At 73.0% G+C, this 15,259-nt stretch carries 14 protein-coding genes and 1 pseudogene; 9 read left to right on the top strand and 6 right to left on the bottom strand.

Annotated features, from left to right (window positions below; all coding sequences use genetic code 11):
* Positions 1–155 precede the first annotated feature (155 nt).
* From ABTY98_RS22985 to ABTY98_RS22975, 3 genes are all read left to right on the top strand, one after another.
* Positions 156–701, top strand: coding sequence for a DUF5134 domain-containing protein (locus ABTY98_RS22985; protein ID WP_352222805.1), 546 nt, complete (start codon positions 156–158; stop codon positions 699–701).
* Positions 702–796: 95 nt separating this feature from the next.
* On the top strand, positions 797–1,732 hold the full coding sequence (locus ABTY98_RS22980; RefSeq protein WP_352222804.1) for a M56 family metallopeptidase: 936 nt from the start codon (positions 797–799) through the stop codon (positions 1,730–1,732).
* A gap of 56 nt (positions 1,733–1,788) precedes the next feature.
* Entirely contained in the window at positions 1,789–2,457 is a 669-nt protein-coding gene (locus ABTY98_RS22975) for a phosphatase PAP2 family protein (protein WP_352222803.1), read from the top strand.
* A gap of 212 nt (positions 2,458–2,669) precedes the next feature.
* On the opposite strand, the gene ABTY98_RS22970 is transcribed toward ABTY98_RS22975, so the two are convergent.
* Positions 2,670–2,888, bottom strand: a complete 219-nt coding sequence (locus tag ABTY98_RS22970) for a hypothetical protein (protein ID WP_352222801.1) — start codon at positions 2,886–2,888, stop codon at positions 2,670–2,672.
* A gap of 49 nt (positions 2,889–2,937) precedes the next feature.
* Between ABTY98_RS22970 and ABTY98_RS22965 the strand changes: the two genes are divergently transcribed.
* Both ABTY98_RS22965 and ABTY98_RS22960 read left to right on the top strand, forming a co-directional pair.
* Entirely contained in the window at positions 2,938–3,660 is a 723-nt protein-coding gene (locus ABTY98_RS22965; protein ID WP_352222800.1) for an HAD family hydrolase, read from the top strand.
* Positions 3,661–3,796: 136 nt separating this feature from the next.
* Complete coding sequence (locus tag ABTY98_RS22960) at positions 3,797–4,480, top strand: TetR/AcrR family transcriptional regulator (RefSeq protein ID WP_352222799.1); 684 nt, start codon at positions 3,797–3,799, stop codon at positions 4,478–4,480.
* Here ABTY98_RS22960 and ABTY98_RS22955 read toward each other — a convergent pair whose 3' ends face one another.
* Positions 4,481–5,017: a DUF6214 family protein gene (locus ABTY98_RS22955; RefSeq protein ID WP_352222798.1), complete on the bottom strand. Its 537-nt coding sequence runs from the start codon at positions 5,015–5,017 to the stop codon at positions 4,481–4,483.
* Positions 5,018–5,203: 186 nt separating this feature from the next.
* Here ABTY98_RS22955 and ABTY98_RS22950 point away from each other — a divergent pair, with 186 nt between their 5' ends.
* Positions 5,204–6,550, top strand: a complete 1,347-nt coding sequence (locus ABTY98_RS22950) for an FAD-dependent oxidoreductase (RefSeq protein WP_352222797.1) — start codon at positions 5,204–5,206, stop codon at positions 6,548–6,550.
* Between the two features lie 127 nt (positions 6,551–6,677).
* A complete protein-coding gene (locus tag ABTY98_RS22945) occupies positions 6,678–8,036 on the top strand; it encodes a nucleobase:cation symporter-2 family protein (protein WP_352222796.1) in 1,359 nt (452 codons plus the stop codon).
* Here ABTY98_RS22945 and ABTY98_RS22940 read toward each other — a convergent pair.
* The 3 genes and pseudogenes from ABTY98_RS22940 to ABTY98_RS22930 form a co-directional block, all read right to left on the bottom strand.
* Positions 8,037–8,219: pseudogene (locus ABTY98_RS22940) on the bottom strand (SGNH/GDSL hydrolase family protein); the annotation flags it as partial.
* Positions 8,220–8,390: 171 nt separating this feature from the next.
* Entirely contained in the window at positions 8,391–9,668 is a 1,278-nt protein-coding gene (locus tag ABTY98_RS22935) for a lanthionine synthetase LanC family protein (RefSeq protein ID WP_352222795.1), read from the bottom strand.
* Positions 9,669–9,862: 194 nt separating this feature from the next.
* Positions 9,863–10,618, bottom strand: coding sequence for a PaaX family transcriptional regulator C-terminal domain-containing protein (locus ABTY98_RS22930; RefSeq protein WP_352222794.1), 756 nt, complete (start codon positions 10,616–10,618; stop codon positions 9,863–9,865).
* A 71-nt stretch (positions 10,619–10,689) separates the two neighbouring features.
* Here ABTY98_RS22930 and ABTY98_RS22925 point away from each other — a divergent pair, with 71 nt between their 5' ends.
* Together ABTY98_RS22925 and ABTY98_RS22920 are read left to right on the top strand one after the other, a co-directional pair.
* Complete coding sequence (locus ABTY98_RS22925) at positions 10,690–12,351, top strand: acyl-CoA dehydrogenase family protein (RefSeq protein ID WP_352222793.1); 1,662 nt, start codon at positions 10,690–10,692, stop codon at positions 12,349–12,351.
* Between the two features lie 128 nt (positions 12,352–12,479).
* On the top strand, positions 12,480–14,459 hold the full coding sequence (locus ABTY98_RS22920; protein ID WP_352222792.1) for a HEAT repeat domain-containing protein: 1,980 nt from the start codon (positions 12,480–12,482) through the stop codon (positions 14,457–14,459).
* 116 nt (positions 14,460–14,575) lie between these two features.
* Here ABTY98_RS22920 and ABTY98_RS22915 read toward each other — a convergent pair whose 3' ends face one another.
* On the bottom strand, positions 14,576–15,115 hold the full coding sequence (locus ABTY98_RS22915; RefSeq protein WP_352222791.1) for a GNAT family N-acetyltransferase: 540 nt from the start codon (positions 15,113–15,115) through the stop codon (positions 14,576–14,578).
* Positions 15,116–15,259 lie beyond the last annotated feature (144 nt).

Raw genomic sequence — 15,259 nt, 5'->3', positions numbered from 1 at the left:
ACGCACCGCCCGGTCCGCTGTCGGCCAGTCGGAAAAAGGTCCTCTCACCTGCTGTGCTCCGCCGAGTGCTCCCCGTGTACACCCTTGCGCTCGCGTGCGCGCCGTGCGGGCGGGGCATCGCATCCATCGACGCGTCGTCGAGCGGGGAGGTGCGCGTGCACGGACCGGCTTCGCCCGGCTGGCTGCTGGTCGCGCTGTGCGCGGCGACCGGGGCCTACTGTCTGCTGCGCCTGCGCAGCGGCGTCGAGGAACAGCGGCGCGCCGCGGGCGGCGAGGCGCTGATGGGGTTCGGCATGGCCGCGATGGCCGTGCCCGCGACCGTCTTCACCCCGCCGGCCTGGACATGGCCGCTGTACGCGGCGGTGTTCGGCGCGGCCGCCCTGCGTGCGCTGTGGAGCGCCCGCGCCGGCATGCACCATCTGCACCACCTGGTAGGGGCGACCGCGATGGTCTACATGGCCGTGGTCATGGCCGCCTCCCCCGGCGGCCACCACCACGGCGGCGCCGGAGTCCCGCCGGTGACCGGGCTGCTGCTCCTCTACTTCACCGGCTACGTCCTGCTGTCCGGTGCACGTCTGGTTCCGGTCGCGGTGGCGGCGTCCGGGACCGGGACGGCAGGATGGGCCGACCGACCCGAGCTGGCGCGGGCGTGCCGGCTGTCGATGGGGATCGGCATGGTGGCGATGCTACTGGCGCTGTGAGCGGATGACGGCACGCGCGGCGCACACGTTGCTTGCGTCACTTTGGCGCAATGGGCTGTACCCCTGAGCGCTTCCCCGCTCATAGGGTGCTGGCCATGATGGTCCCCGTGGCACTGCTGCTGCTCGCCACCCTGACGGCCGTGGCCGGTCCCCGGCTGCTCGCCCGGGCCGACTGGACGGACCGCGAGCCGGTGGTCGCCCTGTGGGTGTGGCAGTGCGTGGTGGCTGCCGTACTGCTGTGCTGTGCACTGTCGATGACACTGAGCGCGGCGGCGGCCTGGCAGGCGGCGCGGGGGCATCTGTTCGCTACCGCCCCGAGCGGGGTGGCTGACGCCTATCCGCTCGCCACGACCGGCCCTTGGGCGGCGACGACCGCGGTGACCCTCGCCTGCGCCGGGCTGTGGAGCGGGGCGATGCTGGTGCGCGAGGTCGTACGGGCCAGGGCCCGGCGCCGGCAGCGGCGGACCGAACTGCTGGTCCACGCGCCTCTGTTGCCCGGCGAGGAGAGGTCCGCCGACCGCCTCGTGGTCCTTGAGGGCGAGCGCCCCGACGCCTGGTGGCTGCCCGGCGCGGCACCCCGACTCGTCGTGACCACCGCCGCGTTGCGTCGGCTGAAGGGGCGTCAGCTGGACGCGGTCCTCGCCCATGAACAGGGGCACGCCCAGGCCCGGCACGACTGGCTGCTGCACTGCTCGGCCGCACTGGCCGGGGGATTTCCGCAGATTCCGGTGTTCGCCGCGTTCCGGGACGAGATGCACCGGCTGGTCGAACTGGCCGCCGACGACATGGCCTCCCGGCGCCACGGGCGCCTCACCACCGCGCTCGCCCTGGTCGAACTCAACGAGGACCGCGGCGTGTTCGGCCCTGGACCGGCCCCGCACGCCCATGTTCCGCAGCGCGTGCACCGGTTGCTCACCGCGCCGGACCGGCTCCCCGCCCGGCACCGGCTGCGGCTGACCGCGACCGCCGCGCTGGTCCCCGTGATCCCGGTCCTGGTGGCGCTCGTGCCGGGACTGCGCGCGCTCGGGTAAAGCCGTACCCGTCAGAGGAATTGCCCTTCGGGCAATGATTCGGCAAAGATCACGTCATGCGCCCCCCGTCCAGCGACCGTCCTGCTCCGCTTCTCGTGACCGCCGTCCTCGCGCTCTCCTCGGCGCTGCTGCTCGCCCTCGTCGCCGGCGAGTGGCCTCCCCTGGTCGCACTGGACGAGGACATCGCCGACACCGCCCACGGCTGGGCCGTCGCACACCACGGCACCACCCGTGTCCTGAGCATCCTGACGGACCGGGTCTGGGACCCGCTGGCCATGCGCCTGTTGTGCGCGGCTGTCGCGGTATGGCTGGTGTGGCGGCACTCGGCGTGGTGGACCGCCCTGTGGCTGGCCCTGACCTGCGCGCTCGGCACGGTCGCGCAGCAGACCCTGAAGGCCGCCGTCGGCCGCCCGCGCCCGGAGTGGCCCGACCCGGTCGACTCCGCCCGCTACGCCGCCTTCCCCTCCGGGCACACCATGACGGCCACCGTGGTCTGCGGCCTCCTGCTGTGGCTGCTGCACCGCTGCGGCACCGGCCGCGCACTGCGGCGTACGGCGCTGATCGCGGCCGGGGTGTCGGTCCTCGGCGTCGGCCTGACCCGGGTGTGGCTCGGCGTCCACTGGCCCTCGGACGTACTGGGCGGCTGGCTGCTCGGCGCCCTGGTGGTGGCGCTGGCGGTGGTGGCGTACGAGTGGGAGCGCGGCGGCGGGGGGCACCCTCACTAGCGGACGATCTCATTCAGAACCGGACGGCCGGCCACGGTGCCCACGATCACGTGGCGGCCTCGGGAGACTCCAGCAGCGCCACCGAAGTAGGGGTCTTTGTCCAGCATTTCCAGACGGTCCCCGCTCGGATACTCGGGGACGGCCGCCGCCGGAGCGGTGGTCGGCACAGCGGCGTCTGCACAGCAGGCGCAGGCCGCGGACACCACGGCCACTCAGTTCAGCGAGCGGACCCTCTTCAGCGGGTCCGCCAACCTCGGCAACGGCGAATCCCACCTGGAGATCAAGTTCAGCGGCAGCACGGCCGAAGCGCCGTCGGCGAACCAGATCAGCCCCTGGAGATCGACGATCTGCTCAATGACTTCGCCGCCACGCGAGGCCGGCCGCCGATCACGTTCCGGGGCACACCGCCGCCGGCCCAGCTGAACTGACATCCCACGACGGCAGCCGTACGCGGACAGACTCCCGGGTAAGGTCCAGCGCATGGCTGCCGTGCTCTTCGACTTCTCCGGGACCCTCTTCCGTATCGAGTCCACCGAATCCTGGCTGCGGGCCGTGCTCGCCGACTCCGAGGCGAAGCTCGCCGAGGCGGAACTGGCGGCGGCCGCGCGGGCGCTGGAGGTGGCCGGGGCCCAGCCCGGCGGGGTGAACCCGGTGGAACTGCCCGAGGACCTGGCCGGCGTGTGGGCGGTGCGCGACGAGAGCGCGGAGCTGCACCGGGCCGCCTACACCGGGCTGTCCCGCCGGGTGCCGCTGCCTCACCCGGCGCTGCACGACGCGCTGTACGAGCGGCACATGGCCCCCGCCGCCTGGACGCCGTACCCGGACGCCGCCGAGGTGCTGCGAACGCTGCGCGCGCAGGGCATCGGGGTCGGTGTGATCAGCAACATCGGCTGGGATCTGCGCCCGGTGTTCCGCACCCACGGGCTCGACGCGTATGTGGACGCGTACGTCCTGTCGTACGAACACGGCGTGCAGAAGCCGGATCCGCGGCTCTTCACGGTCGCCCTGGAGGCGCTCGGGGCCGCGCCCGCCGAAACGCTGATGGTCGGGGACAGCAGGCCCGCCGACGGCGGGGCGGCGGCGCTGGGCTGCCGGGTGCACTTCGTGGACCATCTGCCGGTGACCGAACGGCCCGACGCGCTGCTGCCGGTGCTCGACCTGGTGGGCGTGGCCCGCCGACCGGCCACGCCCACGCAGGCCTGACCTGCTGCGCCGTCCGCCCGAGACGCTCCCCCGTGTCGCCCCGGACGGACGGCAGCCCTGAACAGGCCCCGCGCAAGGCGGTGCCCGCTGCGTCGATTATAGTTGGCTGGCAGCCAGTCAACGCAGGAGTTCCAGCATGTCCCCTCGCAGCGCCTCGGTCAATGAAGAGTTGCGGAGGCGTTCCCGGGAGCGGCTTCTGCAGGCCGCGGTCGAGCTGGTCGACGAGCACGGTTTCGAGGCCACCACGCTGGGTGCCATCGCCGACCGGGCCGGGTCGGCACGCGGACTGGTGTCGTACTACTTCCCCGGCAAGCGCCAGCTGGTCCAGTCCGCGGTGCACCGGCTGATGCACCGCACGCTGGAGGAGGGCCTGGAGCGCGAGCCGCGCACGGAGGACGGCCGGGAGCGGCTGGCCCGGGCCATCGACGCGATCCTGGGTCTCGCACGCGACCGGCCGGTGCTGATGCGCCAGCACATGGCGGGCCTGCTCCAGGCGGAGGGCTTCGTGCAGTGCCCGGAGCAGCGCCGGCTGTCGGAGCTGCTGGGCGACACCGTCGCCCGCTACGGCTCGCAGAACGTGACGGCCGACTACCCGATGCTGCGCGCCCTGCTGATGGGGGCGGTGTACGCGGCACTGGTGCCCGGGGTACCGATGCCGGTCCCGGTGCTGCGGGCGGAGCTGTTCGAGCGCTACGGGCTCGACTGGGAGCTGGGCGTCCCCCCGGAGTCCCCTGAGTCCGCGGCCGCGGCCGCGGCCGGGCAGCAGGACCTGTCCCGGTTCTTCGCGACGGAGGACCGGACCGAGGCCGGGCCGTCGTAGTCAGCGGCGTGCGTGACGGGGTGTCAGAAAGCCCGCGTCGCGCGCCTGCGCGATGAGCCGCAGCGATCGCCGGCGGCTGTGCCCGGTCGCCCACATGACGGCGAGGACGGGGTCGATGCCCTTCTCCTGCGCGGCCCGGTAGTTCTGGGCGACCAGCCACCGCCCCTCGATGCCCCGCGGCCAGGCGGCCCGGGCGCGCCGCGGTCCGACGGCCTCCGCACCCTCCGCGCCTTCGGCGCACTCGGCGCCCTCCGTGCCCTCGGCGTCGTCTTCGGGATCCTCCCCGGCGGGCTCCTCGTCCGCGTACGACTCCATCCCGCACGCCCTGAACAGCGGCTCCTCGATCCAGTCGGCGAGCGCCGTCAGATCGGCCAGGGACAGCGCGGGCCGCGCCTTGACGTCCTCGATCGACACCCGCCCCTCGGCCACCACGGCGAGCGCGTCGACCTGCGCGCCGTCCCCGAAGGAGAGGCTGACCTGGAACCACGACGTGGCCCCGGTGTGCTCCTGCACCTCCCAGGCCGGCGTCACGGACACCGTGCCGTCCTCCGCACGCCGATCAGAAAGATTAAGAAAGGATGCTTCTAGCACACACGCAACGTAACCGCATGATCACACTCCCTGCGAAGGGACACGCGTCCGCTTCACCCCAGCGGCCCCTGTCGAGGCGGCCATGCCGGTGGGATGCTGGAGCCACCAGCCCCTCGGGCAAGGAGTCCCCCCGTGTTGCGTGTCGCCGTCGTCGGCTCCGGGCCGAGCGGGTGCTACACCGCCCAGAGCCTCGTCCAGCTCGACCCCACAGTGGTCGTGGACGTCCTGGACCGGCTGCCGTGCCCGTACGGACTGGTGCGGTACGGAGTCGCCCCGGACCACGAGAAGATCAAGTCGCTGCAGGGCAATCTGCGCACGGTCCTCGAACACGAGCGGGTGCGGTTCCTCGGCGGGGTCCGGATCGGCGGCGGTCCCGGCGAGCTCCCGGTGGAGCGACTGCGCGAGCTGTACCACGCGGTGGTGTACTGCGTGGGCGCCGCCGGCGACCGGCGGCTCGGCATCCCGGGCGAGGAGCTGCCGGGCAGCTGGTCGGCGACCGAGTTCGTGTCCTGGTACAGCGCCCATCCGGACGCGATCGACACCGGTTTCGTGCGCGACGCCCGCTCGGCGGTGGTCATCGGCGTCGGCAACGTCGCGGTGGACGTGGCCCGGATGCTGGCCCGGGGCGTGGCCGAGCTGAGCCCGACCGACATGCCGCAGGCGGCGCTGACCGCGCTGGCGGCGAGCCGGATAAGAGCGGTCCACGTGGTGGGCCGGCGCGGCCCTTCCCAGGCCCGCTTCACCACCAAGGAACTGCGGGAGCTGGGCGCCCTGCCGGACACCGAGGTCCGCGTCGATCCGGCCGAGTTGGCACTCGACCCGGCCTACGCCGACCCGTCCGCGCTGCCCGCCGCCCAGCGCCGCAACGTGGAGGTGCTGCGTGGCTGGAGCGAGGCCGGCGCCCGTGGCGCGGAGCGCGCCATCTGGCTGCGGTTCTTCCTGCGCCCGGTCGAACTGCTCGCGGACGGAGGGCGGGTGGGCGCGGTGCGCTTCGAGCGGACGGAGCCGGACGAGCGCGGCGGGGTGCGGGGCACCGGCCGGTACGAGACCCTCGACGCCCAGCTGGTACTGCGTTCGGTGGGCTATCGCGGAGTACCGCTGGCCGGCCTCCCGTTCGACCCTGGGACCGGCACCGTGCCCCACGCGGCCGGCCGTGTCCTGCACGGTCCGGCCCAGGTGCCGGGCGACTACGTGGCCGGCTGGATCAAACGCGGCCCGACCGGCGTCATCGGCACCAACCGTCCCGACGCCAAGGAGACGGTGACGTCCCTCCTGGCGGACGCGCCCATGCTGCTGGGCAGGGAGGTGCCGGACGACCCGGTCACCGCGCTGCGCTCGCTGGGCGTCCAGCCGGTCGAGTGGTCGGGCTGGCAGGCGATCGAGCGGGCCGAGGCGGCGCTCGGCGCCCGGCTGGGCCGCAGTGTGGTCAAGCTGGCCGACTGGGACGCCCTGCTGACGGCGGCGCGATCAGGGTCGTAGCGGAGTCGACCGCGACCAGGTGGGCAGGACACGTAGCGGCAACACCGCGGAAATCAACAAACTGTTCAATCCGCTTACGGTCTCGTCCTGACCGGATGTCGTCCCCCGCCGCCGCTCTGGAGTTCCCGTGTCCACGACCACCGCCCCCGTCCCCGTCCATCCCGTCGACGAGGTCCCTCCCGTGCGGCAGCTGGCCGCCTTCGGCCTGCAGCACGTGCTCGCGATGTACGCGGGTGCCGTCGCCGTCCCGCTGATCGTGGGCGGCGCGATGAAGCTGTCGCCCGCCGATCTGACGTATCTGATCACCGCCGACCTGTTGGTGTGCGGGATCGCGACGCTCATCCAGTGCGTCGGCTTCTGGCGCTTCGGTGTCCGACTGCCGATCATGCAGGGTTGCACGTTCGCGGCGGTGTCGCCGATGGTCCTCATCGGTACGACGGGCGGCGGACTGCCCGCGATCTACGGCTCGGTGATCGTCGCGGGTCTGGCGATCATGCTCCTGGCCCCGGTCTTCGGAAAGCTGCTGCGCCTCTTCCCGCCGCTGGTCACCGGCACGGTGATCTTGATCATCGGGGTCTCGCTGCTGCCGGTCGCGGGCAACTGGGCGGCGGGCGGCGCAGGTACGAAGGACTTCGGGGAGCCGAAGAACCTGGCGCTCGCGGCCTTCGTGCTGGCGGTGGTGATAGGCGTGCAGCGGTTCGCCCCGGCCTACCTCGCCCGGATCGCGGTCCTGATCGGCATCGCGGTCGGCCTGGCCGTGGCGGTCCCCTTCGGGTTCACGGACTTCGGCGGGGTCGGCGACGCCGACTGGCTGGGCATCAGCACGCCGTTCCACTTCGGCGCGCCGACGTTCAAAGCGTCCGCGATCGTCTCCATGCTGGTGGTGGCCCTGGTCACCATGACGGAGACGACCGGTGACCTGATCGCGGTCGGCGAGATGACCGGCCGCAAGGTCGAGCCGGGCTCCCTCTCCGACGGTCTGCGCGCCGACGGCCTCTCGACCGTCCTGGGCGGTGTCTTCAACACGTTCCCGTACACGGCGTACGCGCAGAACGTGGGCCTGGTCGGCATGACCCGGGTGCGCAGCCGCTGGGTGGTCGCGGCGGCCGGCGGCATCCTGGTGCTGCTCGGCCTGCTGCCCAAGCTGGGCGCGGTGGTCGCGGCGATACCGGCGCCGGTGCTCGGCGGCGCTGGCCTGGTGATGTTCGGAACGGTCGCGGCGAGCGGCCTGCGTACCCTCGCGACCGTCGACTTCAAGGGCAACAACAACCTGACGGTGGTGGCCGTCTCGGTGGCGGTCGGGGTGCTTCCGGTGGGTGTGCCGACGGTCTACGAGAAGTTCCCCGACTGGTTCCAGACGGTGATGAACAGCGGTATCAGCGCGGGCTGTCTGACGGCGATCGTCCTGAACCTGCTCTTCAACCACCTTCCGGCGAAGGCGGGTCCGGCCCCGGAGAGCGTGCCGACCGGAGCCGAGCCCGCCTGATCACCTCTGGCCGAAGAGCCTCGTCGGCACCGCCCCGGCGGCCAGCGCCCCGTACCCGGCCGGGTTGAGGTGCAGCCAGTCCCCCACCTGGAGGTCGGCCCGCAGTCGGCTCGGATCGGCCGGATCCCGTACCACCCGGTCGAAGTCGATCACGGCGTCGAAGTGACCGCGGATCCAGGCGGTGCTCGCGCGGTTGATCGCGCGACCGGGCGGCCTGGTCCGGCCGGCCCTGGAGCTGATCCGGCGCACCGAGAGCGCCGACGTCCCGGCCGTCATCACGCGTCTGGACAACGCCATGGAACAGGCCGCCCCCGGCAGGGGACGGGGTGAGGCCGGGCGGGGTGTGCAGAGAGGTCAGTGGCGGATGGTCGCCTGGGCGGGCACCGGGGGCTGGTCCGGCCAGGCGAGCGCGTACCGGGGATCGCCGCCGCGGCTCAGCCGTACGAAGCGCAGGAGTTCACGGACGATGCCCGCGTTGCCCATCGCCCAGCCGGTGCGCGGTTCGAGGTCGCTCGGGGTGGCCCGGTGTTCGACGTTGGACCAGCGAGCGCCGTGCTGATCCCGGATCGCTCGGGCGGCGAGGTCCGCGACGAGGACGTGGGCGAAGTCGTACGGGTCCTGCTGTTCGGCGATCCGGTCCGAGGCCAGTGCGAGGACGCCCGCGGTGCCACAGCAGCGGCCGTTGTTGTCCCAGAAGCCGGGGCGCAGCCGCTGGGGCAGGCCGGAGTGGGTGACCGTGTGCCAGCAGCGGTCGGCGAGGGCGGTCCAGACGGGGTCCGCGGTGACGTCCCGCAGCGTCCGGAAGGCCTGGGCGTCGCCGGCCGGCCCGTGGCACCAGCCGTAGCTGATGGGCTCGATCACAGCGGAGCGGTACGGAGGGGTGGAGTGCCGCACCAGGAAGCCCTCCGGCCCGGCTTCGTCACGCGCCACGACGTCCGCGGCACCGGCCAGCGCCAGCTCGAGCAGGTCCGCACGTCCGGTGGCCCCGCCGACCCGCGCCAGCGCCAGGACGATACCGAGCGTGCCGTGCGAAACGTGATGCAGCCGGGAGTCGACACCCGTGCGATGGGCCCACTGGACGCCCGCCGGGGTCTGCTCCGCCGTCCGCAGATACGGCTCCATGGCGAGGACGGCCAGTTCGGGGTCGCCGGCCGCGAGTGCCCCGAGGCCGATCCCCGCGTTTCCGCCCATCAGCTCGAACAGTTCGCCCCAGCGGGTGCCGTCGAAGTGTGACCGCACGACCGCCAACGCATGGTCGGCGGCGACGCCTGCGCCCGTGTCGCCGAGTTCTTCGTGCAGGGCCCGCAGGACGAGCGCCATTCCGGTACGACCGAAGTAGAGGGAGTCGTGGTCGACGCCGTCGACGGCGTCCGCGATGCCGCGGGCCGCGCGGAGGGCGGTGTCGGCGTAGGAGTCGTCGCCGAAGTGCCGCCACGCCTCCAGGAGTACGAGGACGGCCCCGGGCGTACCGCCGTAGAACATGGGGTCGAGTTCGTCGTCGGAGCGCCGGGTCGTCCAGGCGAGCCCTCCTCCGGAGGTCTCTCGCGCGGACTCGGCCAGCCACCGCAGCCCGTCCACCGCGAGTCCCTCGACCTCGTCGACCGCCACAACCGTGGCCTGTGGTGCCGTCATGGGCCCACTCTCGCATGATCTTCCGGACCCGCCCAGGGGGCGAAGGCACTCCCGCCGCCATCTCCGCGGCCAACTCCGCCGCCGCACACCGGATCGGCCCGAGGGTTGTACGGCGGTTTGGAGCCCTGCCCGGTCCCGAAGCTCTTCACTGGCTGAGGTGGCCGCGTTGGCTGAGGTGGCGTGTTCCGGTGACGTCAGTCGGCCGGGTCCCCTCTCGGCTCCCCCAGTTCCGTCCGGTAGGCCGCGTAAGCGGTGCGCAGTTCGTCGCCCGGCCAGTCGGGGGGCAGGAGTTCCGGCGGCAGGACAGGGTCCCTCAGCAAGTGGCGTACGGCCGCCGCGAAGACCGTGAAGCGGTCGGGTGGGCGGTGGGATTCGGCCGCGTGGGTCAGGAGGGTGCGGGCGGTGGTGGCCCAGGTGGTCAGCGGCCAGAGTCCGGACGCCAGTTCCCGGGCGGGACGGGACGGACGGGCCGTGCAGGGCTCGGCGATCGCCAGCACGTCACCGGGGAGGGGCCTGACCAGGTTCGCCGGGCGGAGCCAGACGCCCTCGCGGAGTTCTGCCAGGCGGAGGGAGGTCAAACGGGTGCGCAGGTCAGCTCGTTCGGCGGGGCCACGGCCCGTGGCCGTGATGATCAGCATCTCCCAGTCGCCGTGCCACGCGCGCGTGCGGGGCCGTACCGCCTCGTCCTGGCGGCGCTGGCGGGCAAGGAGCCGGTCGCTGAGGCCGTAGACGGCGTCGTCGGTGCGACGCAGGTCACCGGCCGCCGTCATACGGCTGAGCGCGGCCCGGAGTGCGGAGCCGCCGACGCCGAACGGCTCCACGAGGCGGATCAGATCCTTCACCGGCAGCTGTGGCGGATGCGTACCCAGCAGCAGGCTCAGCACGACCGACCGGGCGGACATCGGCCGCAGGTCGACGCCGGCGGGCTCGGCGGACACGTTCATGCGCATGGTCACGTACTGTACGTGCGGCTCATTATTGCATCATTGCTACAGCCGTAGTGAGAGTGCAACATGGAGGCATGGACTCGACCGCCGCGTTTCCGCAGCAGCAGTACGCCACTCACGACGTCACCAATCAGGCGCCGCCGCTCGCCCCGTACGACGCCTCCGACGACCGGGCCCTCCTTGAGGGACTGCGCCGGGAGGGCGCCGAGTGGGCCGAGGAGGGGATCCGGCGGCTCGGGGTGCGGGCCGGGAGCGCGGAGGCCCAGGAGTGGGGCGAGCTGGCCAACCGGCACGAGCCGGAGCTGCGCAGCCACGACCGGTACGGCAACCGGATCGACGAGGTCGACTTCCACCCCAGCTGGCATCAGCTGATGCGGACGGCCGTGGCCGAGGGGCTGGCGGGGGCCGCCTGGGCGGACGACCGGCCCGGAGCCCACGTGGCGCGGTCGGCCGGCGGGCTGGTGTGGGGGCACACCGAATCCGGCCACGGTTGTCCCACCTCGATGACCTATGCGGCCGTCCCCGCGCTGCGCGCCACCCCGGAACTGGCCAAGGTGTACGAACCGCTGCTGACCAGCCGGGAGTACGACCCGGAGCTGCGCGTGCCGACCGAGAAGCCGGGGCTGCTCGCCGGGATGGGGATGACCGAGAAGCAGGGCGGCTCGGACGTACGGACGAACACGACGGCCGCCACGCCCACCGCCGAGCCGGGCGTCTACACCCTGCGCGGGCACAAGTGGTTCACGTCGGCGCCCATGTGCGACGTCTTCCTTGTGCTGGCGCAGGCCCCGGGCGGGCTGTCCTGCTTCCTCGTCCCGCGCGTGCTGCCGGACGGCAGCCGCAACACGTTCCGCGTCCAGCGGCTCAAGGACAAACTCGGCAACCGGTCGAACGCGTCTTCCGAGCCGGAGTTCGACGGAACCGTGGCATGGCTCGTCGGGCCCGAGGGGCGGGGTGTGAAGACCATCATCGAGATGGTCAACTGCACCCGGCTGGACTGTGTGATGAACTCGGCGACCCTGATGCGCAAGACACTCGTCGAGGCCGGTCATCATGTGCGGCACCGCAGCGCGTTCGGCGCGCGGCTCGTCGACCAGCCGCTGATGCGCAACGTTCTCGCCGACCTGGCTCTGGAGTCGGAGGCCGCGACCACCCTCACGCTGCGGCTGGCCGGAGCCGCCGACCGCGCGGTGCGCGGGGACGAACAGGAGCGGGCCTTCCGCCGGATCGCGACCGCCGTCGGCAAGTACTGGGTCACCAAGCGCGGCCCGGCGTTCACGGCCGAGGCCCTGGAGTGCCTGGGCGGCAACGGCTACGTAGAGGACTCCGGTATGCCCCGCCACTACCGCGAGGCGCCCCTGCTGTCGATCTGGGAGGGCTCCGGGAACGTCAACGCGCTCGACGTGCTGCGGGCCCTCACCCGCGAAGCCGGTGCCGCCGACGCCCTGTTCGGGGAACTCGCCCACGCGCGCGGGGCGGACGCGCGGCTGGACGCCACCGTGAGCCGGCTGAAGACCGAATGGGCGGAAACCGATCAGGTGGGCGCCCGCCGGCTGGTCGAGCGGATGGCGCTCGCCCTCCAGGCCTCCCTGCTGGTCCGGTACTCCCCCGCCGCCGTCGCGGACGCCTTCTGCGCGACCCGGCTCGACGGCGACTGGGGCCACGCGTTCGGCACGCTGCCCGCCGGGGCCGGGCTGGACGCGATCCTGGAGCGGGCGCTGCCTGACGGGAACTGATCCCTCCGCGGGGTGTCATTGGCCGGTGAGCGTCGACGGATCGCACACAGTCGTCGTCCGATTCCGCATCGTTGTCAGTGCCGTGGTGCAGACTCCTGATCAGGTGGTACTCGCCTGGGGAGGACAACGTGTTCACGGGGATCGACGAGGTCGACTGGGCCTCGCTGCGGCACGCGTACGGCAGCGCGGAGGACGTGCCCGGTCTGCTGCGCGGACTGGCCTCGGCGGACGCGGCCGAACGGGAGGCCGCGCTCGACGGGATGTACGGCTCGGTGCACCACCAGGGGTACGTGTACGACTCGACGCTCGCCTGCGTCCCGTTCCTCTTCGCGCTCGCTTCCCGCGCGGAGGTGCGGGACCGGGGCGCCATAGTCGAACTGCTGGTCAGCATCGGGGCGGAGAGCGCCGGTCCGCCCGCTCAGGCCGCCGTGCGCGCGGGTGCGGAGGCCTTTGTGCCGCTGGCCGACGACCCGTGCCCCGGGGTGCGGCGGGCGGCCGCGGGGGCGCTGGTCCGGTTCCTCGACGCACCCGCCCGGGTGCTGGAGTTGCTGCGCCGGCGGATCACGGTGGAGCGCGACGAGCAGGTGCTGCCGACCCTGGCCGCGGCTCTCGGCCTGTTCGTACGGCGCCATCCCGCCCACGCGGCCGGGGCGGTGGAACTGCTGGCCGCGCAGAGCGAACCACCGCACTCCCCGGGGATGCGGCTCGCCGCGCTCGGCCAGTTGGCGCTGGGCGCGCCGGAGCGGCTGCCCGCCGATGTGGTGCCGACGGCGGTCCGGCTGCTCAGGGAGCGGTCCGAGCAGCGCGCGACGGGTCAGGACCGGGTGGACCCGGACACGCTCGTCGGCCGGATACGGCGGCTGCGGCCGTCGGACGAAGAGGGTTCGTATCTGCTGCGCACCCTCCACCGGGCGCTGGACGGCCGGGTGGCCGACCGGATCGCCCTGCTCGTGGGCCAGTTGAGCAGTCCGGACGCGATGGACCGGTGCAACGCGGTGCGGATGTCGGCCGGGCTGTTCCGTGAGTGGCGGGCGGACTTCAGCGCGCCCGTCTCGTTGATCGGCTCCCAACTGGGCTGCCAGGAGGACCAGTTGCGCGATGCGGCCGGCTCGGTGCTCGCGAAACTGTTCGGGCTGGCCGCGCCCGCCGCCGACGAGCTGTACGCGCTGGTGATCACACGGCCCGACCTGTGGGTGCATACCTGGGAGCGCGGCAGACCCTCGCTGGGCGGGCCGCTCAAGGGACTGGCCAGAAGCGGGGACCGGCGCGCGGTCCCAGTCCTGGCGCAGTTACTGGCGGGCCCGGTGGTTCCCGCCGGTCTGGGCTCCGAGGTGGTGCATCTGGGCCCGGCGGCGACTCCGCTCGCCCCCGCGCTGCGGCACCGGCTCGGCCAGGTCCCGCTGGACTCGCCCGAGGCCGCCGAGCTGGCCGCTCCACTGCTGGCGGCGCTCACCGCACTCAAGGACCCGGCGGCGGTGCCGGAAGTGCTGCGGCTGCTGCGCGGCGCACCGGACGGGCTCGGGACCCGGGAGGCCCTCGTCGGGCAGACGGTACGGGCGCTCGACGCCCTGGGCACGGCCTCCCGGGCGGCGGCGCCGGTGCTGCGCGGGCTCCTCGACACCCGGCACGCGGCCCTGGCGGCGGGGGCCCTGTGGTCGGCGGAAGGCGACGCGGACGCCGTACTCCCCGCGCTGCTGCGGGAGTTGACACACAGTCGCAGCCGCAGTACCCGTACGGCGGCCGAGCAGCTGGGGCGGCTCGGCAACGCCGCACGGGACGCGCTGCCCGCGCTGCGCGCCCTGGCCGGATCCGGCCGAGTGCGGGAACGGACCGCGGCGGCGCAGGCGCTGTGGCGGATCGACGGGGACGCGGATCCCGTACTGCCGGTGTTCCGGGCCGCCTGGTCGGAGAATCCGTACGCCCGCGGCGCGATCGCCGAGTGCCTGGCCGCGATGGGCCCGGCGGGCGCACCGCTGCACGACCTGGTGACGGCCGAACTCGCCACCGCCCGACGGCACACGGCACGGCCGGGCGGGTACGGCAGCCACGACATCGCCCAGGACGAGCGGCTGCTCGCCAACTGCCGTACGGCGCTGGCGAGTCACTGACCTCGGAGCCCCCGGAGCGGACTGGGAGCTCCGCGGCTCGATCATGTGAGTAAAGCTCCTCACCCCAACCACATGATCACCACCTCCGGGACATCGCGCCAACCGCTGCCGGTTACTCACCTGGACGGTGTGACCGGGGACCACATGCCGAGCCACTGCTCGGCGCCCCAGGCCTCGAACCGCTCTACCTCGGTGAACCCCAGCTTCGCCGCGAGACGCATCGAGCCGACGTTGGCGGTCTGGGTGGTGAGCACCACCGGCTCGTCGGGAAGCGCGCCGGCGAGCCAGCCGAGTGCCGCCGCGCACGCCTCGGCGGCGTACCCGAATCCCCACGCCCTCGGCAGGAACAGGTAGCCGAGATCGGCCTTCCCTGCGGCAGCCGGGCGACGGTGCCCCGTTGCTCTTCTGAGCAGGATGTGGCCGATCATCGACCCGTCGAGATCAACGACGAAGCTCCCGGGCCACCGCTCGGGCACCCCGGGCATCTCACGCTCAAGTTCGTCACGCGGCCGGGGGCCGCCGAGGTAGGTGTGCACCTCTGGCGAGGCGAGCAGCTCGATGAACACCGCTCGGTCCCGGGTCTCGGGCTCACGGAGCACGAGCCTCTCGGTCCTGATCGGCTCAGGCGGCCAGGCCACGGGTCCCAGATCTTCCATCCGCCCACGCTAACAGCGTGGTCGAAGCAGTGGCGGAGCGTCAGACGCAAGGCGGAAAGGAGGCGTGGACATCAGCCACTACCGCGGTGGGGGCGCCCCCGGCCCAGGGCTGGGGGCATCTGCGAGTGACGACAACGCGGCTGG

It is taken from the genome of Streptomyces sp. NPDC096040 (genome assembly GCF_040303265.1).
GTDB lineage: Bacteria > Actinomycetota > Actinomycetes > Streptomycetales > Streptomycetaceae > Streptomyces.
Note: the sequence above shows the minus strand (reverse complement) of the source record. Positions and strands in the feature narration are given on the sequence as shown.

Coding starts and splice junctions, on each gene's coding strand:
- ABTY98_RS22980 (WP_352222804.1), top strand. CDS start 797: ATGATGGTCCCCGTGGCACTGCTGCTGCTCGCCACCCTGACGGCCGTG.
- ABTY98_RS22975 (WP_352222803.1), top strand. CDS start 1,789: ATGCGCCCCCCGTCCAGCGACCGTCCTGCTCCGCTTCTCGTGACCGCC.
- ABTY98_RS22970 (WP_352222801.1), bottom strand. CDS start 2,888: ATGTCAGTTCAGCTGGGCCGGCGGCGGTGTGCCCCGGAACGTGATCGG.
- ABTY98_RS22965 (WP_352222800.1), top strand. CDS start 2,938: ATGGCTGCCGTGCTCTTCGACTTCTCCGGGACCCTCTTCCGTATCGAG.
- ABTY98_RS22960 (WP_352222799.1), top strand. CDS start 3,797: ATGTCCCCTCGCAGCGCCTCGGTCAATGAAGAGTTGCGGAGGCGTTCC.
- ABTY98_RS22935 (WP_352222795.1), bottom strand. CDS start 9,668: ATGACGGCACCACAGGCCACGGTTGTGGCGGTCGACGAGGTCGAGGGA.
- ABTY98_RS22930 (WP_352222794.1), bottom strand. CDS start 10,618: ATGCGCATGAACGTGTCCGCCGAGCCCGCCGGCGTCGACCTGCGGCCG.
- ABTY98_RS22925 (WP_352222793.1), top strand. CDS start 10,690: ATGGACTCGACCGCCGCGTTTCCGCAGCAGCAGTACGCCACTCACGAC.
- ABTY98_RS22915 (WP_352222791.1), bottom strand. CDS start 15,115: ATGGAAGATCTGGGACCCGTGGCCTGGCCGCCTGAGCCGATCAGGACC.